Source organism: Mycolicibacterium anyangense, assembly GCF_010731855.1.
Classification (GTDB): domain Bacteria; phylum Actinomycetota; class Actinomycetes; order Mycobacteriales; family Mycobacteriaceae; genus Mycobacterium; species Mycobacterium anyangense.
Map to the genome: position 1 here is coordinate 1,498,249 of NZ_AP022620.1, position 12,100 is coordinate 1,510,348.

The following is a 12,100-nucleotide window of genomic DNA, read 5'->3' on the forward strand; positions in this document are numbered from 1 at the left end:
CTGAGGTGACCCGACGCCAGTTCGTCGTCGGCCTGCTGGCCTCAGCAGCACTGGTGGGAGCATCGCGAACGATCGGGATCTCGGGCAGTGGCACCCAGGCCGCGGCCCAGGCACCCCCGCCCCCGCCGGTCGGCGCGGCCCCCTTGCTACCGCCGCCGCCCGTCACCGCGCGCATACCGTTGCCCGGCGGCGGCGAACTGGCCAAACTGCCCGGTGACGGGGACCTGCTCGCGCTGACCGTCGATGACGGGGTGAACACCGAGGTGGTTCGCGCCTATACCCAGTTGGCCAAGGACACCGGTATCCGGCTGACCTTCTTCGTCAACGGCGTCTACGACTCGTGGCGCGACAACGCCGCGCTACTGCGCCCGCTGGTCGACTCCGGACAGATCCAGCTCGGTAACCACACCTGGTCGCATCCCGACCTGACCACGCTGGGCGCCGACGACATCAAGGACCAGTTGCGCCGCAACGATCAGTTCCTGCGCAACACCTATGGCGCCGATGCCACCCCGTACTTCCGGCCGCCCTACGGCAGCCACAACGACATGGTGGACGGGATCGCCGCCGACCTCGGCTACCGGGTGCCCACCATGTGGTCGGGCTCGCTGGCCGATTCGGTGCAGGTGACCGAGGACTACATCGTCAAAATGGCCGACCAGTACTTCATCCCGCAGAACGTCGTCATCGGGCACCTCAACCACCTGCCCGTGACCCATGTCTACCCGGCGTTGGTGGACATCATCCGGTCCCGCAATCTGCGCACCGTCACCCTCAACGACGTGTTCCTGCAGCCGGAGATCCCACACGTCACCTCGGCCTAGCCAACCGGTCGATCCGCGCCAGGGCAACCGCGCACACCGCCAGATACGGGGTGGCCCACCACGGCGCCCCGAAGCTCAGCCGGCAGCCGTCGCCCTCTGCGGTGACGGTGTGCGTCGTCGCCGCAACCCCGGCCACCGCCCACGCCCAGCGTCTGCCTGGCTCGAATTCGGTGATGCGGAAGGGCATTTCGACACCGAGCGCCGTCGTGACCCGTCCGGTCGAGCCCGCGGCTATCCGCCGGGCGCCGTCATCGAGGACCGCCGAGGCGACCGACGGACCCCACTGCGGCCACGCGTCCAGGTCGACGAGGATCTGCCAGACCACGGCTGCGGGCGCGTCGATGTACCGGTCGATACGCACACGATCGACGCTACGCCGCCTAGGATCGCGCCATGGAAGGCTCCGTGACCGTGCACATGGCCGCACCGGCCGACACAATCTGGAATCTCATCGCCGACGTCGGCAACACCGGCCGTTTCTCGCCGGAGGTGTTCGAGGCCGAATGGCTCGACGGCGCCACCGGTCCCGCGCTGGGCGCAAGGTTCCGCGGCCACGTGCGCCGCAACGAGATCGGACCGGTCTACTGGACCACGTGTCGCGTCACCGCGTGCGAGCCGGGCCGCGAGTTCGGCTTCGCGGTGCTCGCCGGTGAGCGCGCCCTCAACAACTGGCATTACCGGCTGGAACCCAGCGGCGACGGCACCGATGTCACAGAGTCGTTCCGGCTCAACAGTTCACCGGTGATGCGGGTGTTCTGGTTGTTCGCCGGCTACCTGCGGGGGCGGCGCAATGTGCGCGACATGCGCAAGACCCTGGAGCGGATCAAAGCGGTTGTCGAGAAAACCTAACCCGCACACCGTTCGGGTTTGATAGAACCGCTGCATGGGTCAGTGGTCGCGCAACGAATTGGAGTCGGCTTTCGCCGCACACAAGCAGATCGTCGTCGGCATCGGCGAGACGTGGGACTGGGCCCGCTTCGCCGACCAGTTCACCGAGGACGCCACCTACGTCGAGCACTCCTACGGCAGGTTCTCCGGCCGCGAACAGATCCGGGCCTGGATCGTCAAGACCATGAGCACGTTTCCCGGCAGCGAGATGCCGTTCTACCCGTCGACCTGGCATTCGATCGACGAGCAGAAGGGTTGGGTCATCTGCGAATTCCAGAACCGGATGCGCGATCCCGGTGACGGCAGCATCCATGAGGAGCCCAACATCTCGGTGCTCAAGTACGCCGGTGACGGGTTGTGGAGTTACGAAGAGGACGCCTACAACCCGATGAACTTCGTGCCGATGGTGCGCGGCTACATCCAGCGGTGCAAGGAAATCGGCACCGCCTCCGAGGAGGCAATCACCTTCGCCCGCAAGATGGGCTGGGAGTCCCCGGTCTCCTAGTCGGGGCTGCCCTCGCTGCTGTCGAAGAAGCTCCACTGGCCGTCATGTTCGACTTCCATGCGCCAACCCAGTTCGTGGTAGTTGCCGGCCGAGTCGGCGAACCAGGCGTGCGCGTCCTCGGCACTCTCGATGTCTTTGCTCTCGGCGACATTGCCTTTGGGGTCGATCACGCGGTAGGTAGCCATGGCCCAAGCGTTCCCACCTGAGCACGGCTCAATCAGGACGTCAGAAGTAACCGTTGGCGGGCGGCCACACCCCGTTGACGGCGTAGTTACCCGCCGCGTGCGCCTTGTAGGCCAGCGGGTTGTGCGTCGAGACCGTCCGCACGTTGCGCCAGTGCCGGTCGAGGTTGAGCGAGCGCGCGGTGGCCGACGCGCCACCGGTGTCGAACAGCCGCTCGGCGGCGGCCAGCGTGAGCCGCTCGGCGATCAGCTGGGCTTCGGCGACCACGATCGCCACCCGAGCCAGCTCGTCGGCGTCGTCGACCCGGCCGGAGTCGACCAGCGCGTCGATCGCATCGGCGGCATTGAGAATCAGTGCCTCGGCGGCCGACGCGTGCGCCGAGATCTCGCCGACCGCGTGCAGCGTGAACGGGTCCTGCGCCGCGGAATCGGCCAGCGAGTGGGCTGCCGGGCGGGCCTTGTTCTGCACGTACCAGATGGCGTCGTCGCGCACCGCCGCGGCGATTCCGGCCGCGACCGCCGCCAGGTACAGCTGCAGGAAGGCGGTGCTGTGGCCGAGGTGGTTACCGTCGGAGACGGTGGTCACCTCGTGCGGGCGGACCTCGACGTCGGTGAACCGGGTGCCGCCGCTGGCGGTGGTCCGCTGGCCGAAACCTTCCCAGTCGTCGAACAATTCGACGCCTTCGCGGTCCACCGGCACGATGGCCTGCAGGTCCCGGCCCGCAGCATCGCTGGCCGACACCGCGATCAGGTCGGCGAACAGCGTTCCGGTGGAGTAGAACTTGTAGCCGTTGAGCCGCAGCACGCCGGATCCGTCGGCCAGCAGGGTGGTGTCAGCGCCCGAGGGCGACTTGCCCTTGGCATCGGTGATCGCATTGCCGACGACGATGCCGCTGTTGATCCGCGGAAACCATTCGGCGCGTTCATCTTCGGAGGCCCGGTTGCTCAAGAGACGTTCGGCGAACCCGAAGTGCGGCCGAAGTGCCTGGGCCACATTGGAGCTGCCCCGCGCGATCCGGATCACGGCGGTCAGGACATCGCGCACCGAACCGCCGGGGCCGCCGTAGCGGGTCGGAACCCGCAACGTCAAGACGCCGGTACCGCGGATCGCCTCGACCGCGTCGTACTGCAGCACCCGGTCGCGCTCGGCAGCGGCGTCGGTGTCCCGCAGGTCGTCGACGACGGCGTCGAGCCGGCTCAACCGCTCGGCCGGCGACCCGTCGCGGGGCTCGGTGGTGAAACGCGGACGGGGCGCAACGGGGCGCGCCGCCTCGGATACGGCGGTCATGGAGTGACGAAACCTCTCAACGGTAGTGCGCAATGATGTTGTCGGCGAAGCGATCCAGTTCCGCTTCGATGGGTTGGAACTGCAGCATGAACAGCTCGACACCGGCCTCGTGGAAGGCGTCGATCCGCTCGATCACCTGCTCGTAGCTGCCCACCAGCCCGGCCAGGGTGCCGCCGTTGGAGCCGATCCGGCGGGTGCCGGCCAGCACCTGATACATCGCGGTGTTGGGGTCGGTGCCGGTGGAGATCTCCGGTCGGCTCTCGGCGTCGATGAGCGACTGAAGATGTGCCTCTTCGGCTTTGGCCTGGGCTTCGGTCTCGCGCGCGATGACGAACGCGGACAGGCCGAACCGCAGCGGTCCGCGGTCCCGAGGCCGGCCGCGCAGATCCTCGATGAGGTCGACGGTATCGGCCAGCGGCCTGCCGTTGATGAAGTACACATCCCCGCGGGACGCTCCCAGTGCGCGGCCCGGCTCCGATTCACCACCGACGTAGATCGGTGGAATCTCCTTGGGGACCGGCCGAACCAGCGCCTGCTGACCGCTGCCATCACCGATTCCGACGTGCTTGCCGCTCCACAGTCCCACCACCGTGTCGAGCCACTCGGTGGTATAGGCGTAGCGGTCGTCATGTGCCAGCGGATCGATGCCGAGGGCCTCCAGCTCGGGCAGGAACCATCCGGTGACCACGTTGATCGACAGGCGGCCGTCGGCGATGTCGGCGATGTTCGCGGCGATCTTGGCGAAGACCAGCGGGTTGAACAGCAGCGGCTTGATGGCGCCGATCAGTTCGATCGTCGAGGTGGCCTCGGCCAGGGCGGCCAGCGTCGACCAGGTCTCCAGGACGTCGTTCTCGGTGTCACTGGGATGGATCACGTGCTGGGCCACCAGGGTTGCGTCGAACCCGGCACGTTCGGCCCGCAGCAACAGGTCACGGTTGCGGCGGTAGCTGGGGTCGGGCAGGTCGTCAGGATGGTTGCGGGCACCGTGATTGCCGTAGACCGGTGCCCAGACGCCGAAGCGGGGGCCGCTCATGAGGTGGTCAGGTAGCGCTGGCGTTCCCAGTCGCTGACATGGTTGGTATAGGACTGCCATTCACTGCGCGCGATCGAGATGAAGTCGGTGACGGAGTCGGCGCCGAGGACGTCCAGGATCGTGTCGTCCTGGGCGGCCAACGCCAGGGCCGTACCCAGCGACTCCGGCAGCGGAGAGCCCTTGCCGTAGAGGTTGCCCTCCCCGCCCGGCGGCGGTAGACGGCGCGCCTCGATCCCGGCGATCACCGCAGCCAGCGCCGAGGCCACCAACCAGTACGGGTTGGAATCCGATGCCCCGGTGCGTAATTCGATGCGGGTGCCCTCTGGCGACTCGACCAGCGAGCGAATGGCCGCGCTGCGGTTGTCCCGGCTCCAGTTCACCGTGTCGGGCGCGAACGAGTCCGGCGTGTAGCGCCGGTAGGCGTTCACCGAGTGCGCACCGAACAGGGTGATGGACGGCAGATGCTCGAGCAGTCCGGCGATGGCGAACAGCGCCAGCTCGTTCTCGGCGCCGTCGACCGGGGCGAAGGCCGGCTGCCCGTCCCGCCACAGCGAGATGTGCAGGTGCGCAGAACTTCCCGACTGGTCGGAGAACGGTTTGGGCATGAAGCTGGCGATCTTGCCGTGCTTGCGGGCGACTTCCTTGGCCGCGTACTTCAGCCGGGCGCTGTCGTCGGCGGCGTCCAGGGCATCGGCGTAGACCAGGTTGGTCTCGACCTGGCCGGGGCCGTACTCGGTCTGCACACCCTCCAGCCGGGTGAAGGCGTCGAGGGTTTCGTAGAGGTCGGTCAGCAGCGGGTCCAGGGTGTTGGCGTTCTCCAGCGAGTAGGCGTGGATGTCGCTTTGCACCGGCGTACCGTCGCGCTCGAGCAGGTAGAACTCGAACTCCACCCCCACCTTGGCGGTGTAGCCCAGCGTGGCGAGCCGGGCCAGCACCCGGCGTAGCACCCCGCGCGGATCCAGCAGCGACGGGCTGCCGTCGGGCCGCAAGATGTCGGAGATGACGTGCCCGACACCGGGCCGCCACGGCAGCAGATGGAAGGTCGAGAAGTCTGGGATGGCGTGGACGTCGGAGTAACCGTCGTCCCAGTTGGTCAACTGCAGTCCGTCGATGACCGTGCCGTCGGTGTTCCAGCCCAGTGCGGCCTCGCAGAAGGCGAAGCCGTGCCGGGCGCGGTCCAGGAACTGCTTGGCCGGAATCCGCTTGCCCGCGGCATGCCCGAAGGGATCACTCCAGGCCACCTCGATCTCCCGCAGGCTGCCCTCGTGCAACCGCCGCAGCAGATCGGTCTCGGCGTCGGAGACGGGGCGACCGGCGGCGGTGGGGGCGTCGTGCACCTGCGTCATACCCGGCAAGGTAGGGATAACCGATGCAGGACACCAGGGTTGTGGTCACCCTGAGCAATACGACGCGCTATGGTTCCACGCCGCGCCGCTCGTCGATGACGAACATCACCAGGGTGACCGCCAGCAGCGCGGCGGGCAGCCAGATGGCCCGAACCCCCATGGCCCGGGTGGCATACGCCCCGGCCACCGCCCCGAGCGCGAAGAACAGCGTCAGCAGTCCGTAGGTGCGAAACCCCGCCCGGCTCTTCTCGTCGCGTTCGGCGAACCGGGAGTAGCCGAACTCCACCAGCCGCATGATGTTTCCGGTGGTGGCCAGCGGCACATACACCAGATCGCCGATGCTGCGGAACAGGCCGATCTGGATGCCCGCAACGAACGAGATCGGCACGGTCACCAGGACGTGCGGAATCGAGGCGGGTGCGAACCCGAAGGCGGCGAGCACGATCGACTGCACGAACATCGTCCACCGCAGCGGATGCTTGAGGTGCCGCTCGCCCCGGCCTGCCTTCAGATACGCCGCCAGCCACACCCCGGCCATGAAGGCCAGGATCGGCCACACGTGGGCCAGGGCGGTCACCAGGTGTCCTTCGCTGGCATCCATCGCGAAGAAGATCACGTTGCCGGTCTGGACGTTGGCGAACACCTGACCGCGGGCGATGTAGGTGTGCGCGTCGAGGAACGCGTTGGTCACCGTCAATAGCAGGGCGAAGCGCAGGGTGGTCGTGGTACGCGTCATCGAATCGCAAGCATGCCCTAGTTCCGAAACGATCACGAGCCAATGCCCGCGCCCCTAATGTCGCAGGCATGGGCATCGCCACTCGGGTCAACGGTCAGGCACCACCGGAGATCGCGCTGAGCGATATCAACCTGGGCACCTTCGAGTTCTGGCAACTCGACGACAGCGTGCGCGACGCAGCCTTCGCCACCCTGCGACGCGAGTCCCCCATCACGTTCTTCCACGAGGTCGAATACGAGGGGGTCCCGGCCGGCCCCGGGCACTGGGCGCTGACCACACTCGACGACGTCTACTACGCCAGCCGCCACCCCGACATCTTCAGCTCCTACCCGAACATCACCATCGGCGACCAGATCCCGGAGGTCGCCGAGTACTTCGGCTCGATGATCGCCCTCGACGACCCGCGGCACGCCCGGCTGCGCAACATCGTCCGCAGTGCCTTCACCCCGAAGGTGGTGGCCCGCACCGAGGAGTCGGTACGCGACCGCGCGCGGCGCCTGGTCGCGGCGATGATCGAGAACAATCCCGACGGCACCGGCGAGCTGGTGACCGAGCTGTCCGGACCGCTGCCTCTTCAGGTCATCTGCGACATGATGGGCATCCCGGAATCCGACCATCAGCAGATCTTCTACTGGACCAACATCATCCTCGGCTTCGGCGACCCCGACCTGACCACGGACTTCGCGGAATTCATGAAGGTCGCCATGGACATCGGCGCCTACGCCACCGCCCTTGCCGAGGATCGCCGGAGGTGTCCGAGCGACGATCTGACCACGGCCCTGGTGGCCGCCGAGGTGGACGGCGAACGGCTGACCTCGGCGGAGATCGCCTCGTTCTTCATCCTGTTGGCGGTCGCCGGCAACGAAACCACCCGCAACGCGATCAGCCACGGCGTGCTGGCGCTGAGCCGCTATCCGGATCAGCGCCGGATCTGGTGGAACGATTTCGAGGCCACCACATCCAGCGCCGTCGAGGAGATCGTGCGCTGGGCCTCGCCGGTGATCTACATGCGCCGCACCGTGACCCGCGAGATCGAACTGAGCGGGGTCAGGATGGCCGAGGGCGACAAGGTCACCATGTGGTACGCCTCGGCCAACCGGGACGAGGACAAGTTCGACAACCCGTGGCTGTTCGACGTCACCCGCACCCCCAACCACCATGTCGGGTTCGGTGGTGGCGGAGCGCATTTCTGCCTGGGCGCCAACCTGGCCCGTCGCGAGATCGCCGTGGTGTTCGAGGAGTTACGCACCCGCATCCCCGACATCGAGGTCACCGAGGAACCGGCGATGCTGTTGTCGGCGTTCATCCACGGCATCAAACGACTTCCGGTCGGCTGGTCACCGCCCGAGTAACGTGGAGTCGGGCGGCGCGAGGAGGCCACGATGAAGCAGCGGCTGCACTGGTTCGCCATGCACGGCGTGGTGCGCGCAGCCGCGAAGCGGGGGGCCCGCCGTGGCGATCCCCAGGCCCGCCTGCTGGCCGACCCGGCGGTGCGCGCCGACCCGGTGCCGTTCTACGACGAGCTGCGCGCGCGAGGTCCGCTGGTCCGCGCCCAGGTGAGCTACCTGACCGTCGACCACGCGCTCGCCAACGACATCCTGCGCTCCGAGGACTTCCGGGTGATCTCGCTGGGCGCCAACCTGCCCGGTCCGCTGGGCTGGTTGGAGCGGCGCACCCGCGACGATCTGTTGCATCCGCTGCGCCCGCCGTCCATGCTGGCCGTCGAACCGCCCGAGCACACCCGCTACCGCAAGACGGTCTCCTCGGTGTTCACCAGCCGGGCGGTGGCCGCGCTGCGCGACCGGGTCGAGGACACCGCCGGCGAATTGCTCGACGGCCTCGGCGATGGCCGCGGCGTGGTCGACATCGTCGCCCGGTACTGCTCGCAGTTGCCCGTCTCGGTGATCAGCGACATCCTCGGCGTTCCCGATCGGGACCGGCCGAAGGTGCTGGAGTTCGGCGAATTGGCCGCACCCAGCCTGGACCTCGGGGTGTCCTGGCAGCAGTACCAACGGGTGCAGCAGGGCATCGCGGGGTTCAACTCCTGGTTGGCCACCCATGTGCGCAGCCTGCGCGAGCACCCGGGTGACGACCTGATGAGCCAGCTGATCCAGGTGGCCGACGACGGCGCCATGGACGAGACAGAATTGTTGGCCACTGCCGGCCTGGTGCTGGCAGCCGGCTTCGAGACCACGGTGAACCTGTTGGGCAACGGCATTCGGCTGCTCCTCAATTCACCGGATCAGCTGGCGGTACTTGCCGCCGATCCGTCGTTGTGGCCGAACGCCGTGGAGGAGATCCTGCGGCTGGAGTCCCCGGTACAGCTCTCGGCGCGGGTGGCCCGCGTCGACACCGACGTCGCCGGGACGACGGTGCGGGCCGGTGAGCTGGTGCTCACCTACCTGGCTGCGGCCAACCGGGACCCGGCGGTGTTCGCCGATCCACACCGCTTCGACGTGCGGCGCGAGAACGCCGGCAAGCATCTGGCGTTCTCCGGCGGCCGGCACTTTTGCCTGGGCGCGGCACTGGCTCGGGCCGAAGGGGAGGTCGGGCTGCGCCGGTTCTTCACGCACTTCCCGGACGTCCGGCTCGCCGGGCTGGGTGTCCGGCGCGACACCAGGGTGTTGCGGGGATGGGCCGAACTTCCGGTCAGCCTGGGCTCCCCCGGGCTGATCGCATCGCGGGACTGACCTCAGCGCGGCCGCTGGGTCGCCTCGGCCCCGCCGGTGTCGGCGGGCGTCTTGTCGGTATCCACGTGCGGGTCGATCGAATCGGCGTGTGACAACCGCTCATCGAGATCCTGCCGGCGGGCCGCGACCTCGGCGCGGTGCGTGTCGGCGTTGTCGGCCAGCCGACGGGCCTCGGCGGCCTTTGCCTCGGCTTCAGCTTGTGCCGCACGGGCTTTGGCGGCGGTCTCCTCGGCGACGGCTTCGCGGCGCTGCACGCCGCGGTGCTCGTGGAGGACCTGTTCGCGGATCTCCTCGGCCTGCGCGTGCCGGCGGCCGGCCTGCTTGGTGCGGGCCAGCCAGGCGATCACACCGATGACGACCACGGCGGCGATCACACCGATGACGATCCAGACGATGGTGTTCGTGGTCATCGTGGGCTCCTTCGTCGGAGAGTGTCGCCGGGCGCGGCACTGTCGATAACCTCTCGTTCCCGCGGCGGCGCCGGCTCAAACCGCGCCTAGCGCGCTGAGCATCCCGGCGGCCGACCGTGGCCAGGTGAAGTGCTCCGCGCGCTGCCGGGCGCAGAACCGCCGGTGTGGCTCGGGACGATCGATGACACCGGCCACCGCGCCGGCGATGGCGCGCGGATCGTTGTCGGCGCTGGCACCGCTGTCGGGACTCAGGATTTCGGCCAGCGCCGAGGTACGCGACACCACCGCCGGTGTCCCGCACGCCAGCGCCTCCAGCGCGGCCAGCCCGAACGTTTCATGCGGCCCGGGAGCCAGTGCGACGTCGGCGCAAGCCAGCAATGTGGCGACGGTGTCGCGAGACGACACGAAGCCGGTGAAGTGGACCGGCAGCCCGGCGGCCTGGCGTTGCAACCGGGCCCGCAGCGGCCCGTCACCGACGATGACCAGCCGCGCATCGGTCCCCGAATCACGAAGGGCGGCAAGGGCATCGATGCTGCGGTCGGCGCGCTTCTCCACCGACAGCCGGCCACAGTGCACCAGCAGCACCTGGTCACCGGTGGCCCACCGGCGCCGGGTCTGGGCGCAGAACCGGCGCGGGTGGAACATGTCCAGGTCGACGCCCAGCGGCACGGTCATGACGTTGCGCGCACCGATCCGGTCGAATTCCTCGCGGGCGAAAGCGGTGGTGCACAGCACCGTGTCGTAGTCGGCGGCGGTGCGCCGGTTGGCGACATCGGCCAGTCGGCGAGCCAGTGGCTTGGGCATGATCTGCCCGGTCAGTCGGTCGAGACGTTCATGGGAGATCATCACCGTGGTGACACCGCGCCGGGTGCCCCACCGGCCCAGTGAGCGCAGGGTGAACCGGTCGGACACCTCGATGGCGTCGGGCGCCAGATCGTCGAGCACACCGATCACCGGTCCCGGCAGCACCGCGCGATAGCCACCGGCAAAGGGAATCTGCTTGGCGGGCACCGTGATTCGCACGACGCCGGTGGGCAATTGGACGCTGCCGGCGTCTGCACCGGGAACGATGAGGAACACCTGGTGACCGGCAGCGACGTACTCCGCGCCCAGCCGGTCCACCGCGGTGCGCAGACCTCCCGAACGCGGGCCGTAAAAATTCGCGACCTGCGCGACGCGCATCATGAGCCCATCCGATCGCGCGCCGATGTGCGCGGGCCGACCACAGCGCTGCGGCGCGCTGAACGCGCAGTGAACTCCCCTACGTCAGGTAGCGGCCCAACCAGTCCTGCAGCCGCCGCCAGGCGTCGGCGGCCGCCGCGGCGTTGTAGCGGGGCCCGCTGTCGTTGAAGAAGGCGTGGTCGGCATCGGGTTCCACGACCAGGTCGTGCACCAGCCCGGCCCGTTCCAAGGCGGCCCCGGCGGCCGGCTCCGAGGACGTGACCCGCTGGTCGAGCGCCCCGTAGAAGCCCAGCACCGCAGCGTTCTTCGAACCGGAGAAGTCCGGGTTGTCGGGCAACGGCCCGTAGAACGGCACCGCCGCGGCCAATCGCGGCTCACCGGAAGCCAGTAGCCGCCACACCAGACCGCCGCCGAAACAGAACCCGACGACACCGAGTGTGCGACCGGGTGCCCGGCGCTGCAGTTCGTCGAGGCCCGAGCGCAGATCGGCGACGAACCGGTCGGGTGCCACGGCGCCCAGGGCGGCGGTCGCGCCGGCCGGATCGCTGAAGGTCGTGGTGCCGCCCTCTTCGGAGAGCAGGTCGATGGCCAGCGCGGAGTAGCCGATGCCGGCCAGCCGTCCGGCAACCGTACTGACCCAGTCGTTGAGCCCCTTGTTCTCGTGGATCACCAGCATCGCTGCGCGCGGGGTGGCGGCCTGCGCCCACCGGCCCAGCAGTTCGCCACGCGGTCCGGCCCAGCCGACCGGTACCGCCGCCACGGCGGTGTCCATCCCGGGCGCCGCGGTGGCGGTCGGTGGCGGCGGCGGGGCGGCGACGGGCTTGTCCCGGCCGCAGGCGGCGATCAGGGCGCTCGCCGCCGCGGTGCCCATTCCCAGCAGCGCCAGCCGGCGCAGCGCTTCCCGACGGCTGAGTAGGCCGTCGACATGGTCGGTGGCGATCTCTTCGGCGATGTAGCGCTGCAGCGGGGTCACCTCCGCGAGTATGCGCGCGATGGGTACCCGGGTGCAGAAAGCG

Annotated in this window: 14 protein-coding genes; 5 read left to right on the top strand and 9 right to left on the bottom strand. The window is 68.7% G+C overall.

What is annotated here, in order from left to right; all coding sequences use genetic code 11:
* Positions 1-5 precede the first annotated feature (5 nt).
* Positions 6-824, top strand: a complete 819-nt coding sequence (locus G6N35_RS07115) for a polysaccharide deacetylase family protein (protein ID WP_163807528.1) — start codon at positions 6-8, stop codon at positions 822-824.
* On the opposite strand, the gene G6N35_RS07120 is transcribed toward G6N35_RS07115, so the two are convergent.
* A complete protein-coding gene (locus G6N35_RS07120) occupies positions 811-1,185 on the bottom strand; it encodes an SRPBCC family protein (RefSeq protein ID WP_322790586.1) in 375 nt (124 codons plus the stop codon). The two genes, G6N35_RS07115 and G6N35_RS07120, sit on opposite strands and share 14 nt — an antisense overlap.
* A gap of 32 nt (positions 1,186-1,217) precedes the next feature.
* On the opposite strand from G6N35_RS07120, the gene G6N35_RS07125 reads away from it, so the two are divergent.
* Positions 1,218-1,673 (top strand): SRPBCC family protein, encoded by a 456-nt coding sequence (locus G6N35_RS07125; RefSeq protein ID WP_163803619.1) that lies wholly within the window; start codon positions 1,218-1,220, stop codon positions 1,671-1,673.
* A 34-nt stretch (positions 1,674-1,707) separates the two neighbouring features.
* Entirely contained in the window at positions 1,708-2,217 is a 510-nt protein-coding gene (locus G6N35_RS07130; protein WP_163803620.1) for a nuclear transport factor 2 family protein, read from the top strand.
* Here the strand turns inward: G6N35_RS07130 and G6N35_RS07135 are convergent.
* The 5 genes from G6N35_RS07135 to G6N35_RS07155 all read right to left on the bottom strand — a co-directional run bounded on the left by G6N35_RS07135 (position 2,214) and on the right by G6N35_RS07155 (position 6,802).
* A complete protein-coding gene (locus tag G6N35_RS07135) occupies positions 2,214-2,402 on the bottom strand; it encodes a hypothetical protein (protein WP_163803621.1) in 189 nt (62 codons plus the stop codon). The two genes, G6N35_RS07130 and G6N35_RS07135, sit on opposite strands and share 4 nt — an antisense overlap.
* Before the next feature lie 40 nt (positions 2,403-2,442).
* Complete coding sequence (locus G6N35_RS07140; protein WP_163803622.1) at positions 2,443-3,687, bottom strand: acyl-CoA dehydrogenase family protein; 1,245 nt, start codon at positions 3,685-3,687, stop codon at positions 2,443-2,445.
* A gap of 16 nt (positions 3,688-3,703) precedes the next feature.
* Positions 3,704-4,720, bottom strand: a complete 1,017-nt coding sequence (locus G6N35_RS07145; protein ID WP_163803623.1) for an LLM class flavin-dependent oxidoreductase — start codon at positions 4,718-4,720, stop codon at positions 3,704-3,706.
* Positions 4,717-6,066 (bottom strand): glutamine synthetase family protein, encoded by a 1,350-nt coding sequence (locus G6N35_RS07150; protein ID WP_163803624.1) that lies wholly within the window; start codon positions 6,064-6,066, stop codon positions 4,717-4,719. Before G6N35_RS07150 ends, G6N35_RS07145 begins: the two co-directional genes overlap by 4 nt.
* Before the next feature lie 67 nt (positions 6,067-6,133).
* Positions 6,134-6,802: a YoaK family protein gene (locus tag G6N35_RS07155; RefSeq protein WP_163803625.1), complete on the bottom strand. Its 669-nt coding sequence runs from the start codon at positions 6,800-6,802 to the stop codon at positions 6,134-6,136.
* A 68-nt stretch (positions 6,803-6,870) separates the two neighbouring features.
* On the opposite strand from G6N35_RS07155, the gene G6N35_RS07160 reads away from it, so the two are divergent.
* Positions 6,871-8,154: a cytochrome P450 gene (locus G6N35_RS07160; RefSeq protein WP_163803626.1), complete on the top strand. Its 1,284-nt coding sequence runs from the start codon at positions 6,871-6,873 to the stop codon at positions 8,152-8,154.
* Positions 8,155-8,184: 30 nt separating this feature from the next.
* Positions 8,185-9,492, top strand: coding sequence for a cytochrome P450 (locus G6N35_RS07165; protein ID WP_163803627.1), 1,308 nt, complete (start codon positions 8,185-8,187; stop codon positions 9,490-9,492).
* A gap of 2 nt (positions 9,493-9,494) precedes the next feature.
* Here G6N35_RS07165 and G6N35_RS07170 read toward each other — a convergent pair whose 3' ends face one another.
* The 3 genes from G6N35_RS07170 to G6N35_RS07180 all read right to left on the bottom strand — a co-directional run bounded on the left by G6N35_RS07170 (position 9,495) and on the right by G6N35_RS07180 (position 12,057).
* A complete protein-coding gene (locus G6N35_RS07170; protein WP_163803628.1) occupies positions 9,495-9,902 on the bottom strand; it encodes a hypothetical protein in 408 nt (135 codons plus the stop codon).
* A 75-nt stretch (positions 9,903-9,977) separates the two neighbouring features.
* Positions 9,978-11,084, bottom strand: a complete 1,107-nt coding sequence (locus G6N35_RS07175) for a glycosyltransferase (RefSeq protein ID WP_163807529.1) — start codon at positions 11,082-11,084, stop codon at positions 9,978-9,980.
* Between the two features lie 79 nt (positions 11,085-11,163).
* Entirely contained in the window at positions 11,164-12,057 is an 894-nt protein-coding gene (locus tag G6N35_RS07180; protein ID WP_163807530.1) for a dienelactone hydrolase family protein, read from the bottom strand.
* Between the last annotated feature and the right edge of the window lie 43 nt (positions 12,058-12,100).

What these genes read in the sequence shown, in the direction of transcription:
- G6N35_RS07135 (WP_163803621.1), bottom strand. Translation starts at nt 2,402, where the DNA reads ATGGCTACCTACCGCGTGATCGACCCCAAAGGCAATGTCGCCGAGAGC.
- G6N35_RS07145 (WP_163803623.1), bottom strand. Translation starts at nt 4,720, where the DNA reads ATGAGCGGCCCCCGCTTCGGCGTCTGGGCACCGGTCTACGGCAATCAC.
- G6N35_RS07160 (WP_163803626.1), top strand. Translation starts at nt 6,871, where the DNA reads ATGGGCATCGCCACTCGGGTCAACGGTCAGGCACCACCGGAGATCGCG.
- G6N35_RS07165 (WP_163803627.1), top strand. Translation starts at nt 8,185, where the DNA reads ATGAAGCAGCGGCTGCACTGGTTCGCCATGCACGGCGTGGTGCGCGCA.
- G6N35_RS07175 (WP_163807529.1), bottom strand. Translation starts at nt 11,084, where the DNA reads ATGCGCGTCGCGCAGGTCGCGAATTTTTACGGCCCGCGTTCGGGAGGT.
- G6N35_RS07150 (WP_163803624.1), bottom strand. Translation starts at nt 6,066, where the DNA reads ATGACGCAGGTGCACGACGCCCCCACCGCCGCCGGTCGCCCCGTCTCC.
- G6N35_RS07170 (WP_163803628.1), bottom strand. Translation starts at nt 9,902, where the DNA reads ATGACCACGAACACCATCGTCTGGATCGTCATCGGTGTGATCGCCGCC.
- G6N35_RS07155 (WP_163803625.1), bottom strand. Translation starts at nt 6,802, where the DNA reads ATGACGCGTACCACGACCACCCTGCGCTTCGCCCTGCTATTGACGGTG.
- G6N35_RS07125 (WP_163803619.1), top strand. Translation starts at nt 1,218, where the DNA reads ATGGAAGGCTCCGTGACCGTGCACATGGCCGCACCGGCCGACACAATC.
- G6N35_RS07140 (WP_163803622.1), bottom strand. Translation starts at nt 3,687, where the DNA reads ATGACCGCCGTATCCGAGGCGGCGCGCCCCGTTGCGCCCCGTCCGCGT.
- G6N35_RS07130 (WP_163803620.1), top strand. Translation starts at nt 1,708, where the DNA reads ATGGGTCAGTGGTCGCGCAACGAATTGGAGTCGGCTTTCGCCGCACAC.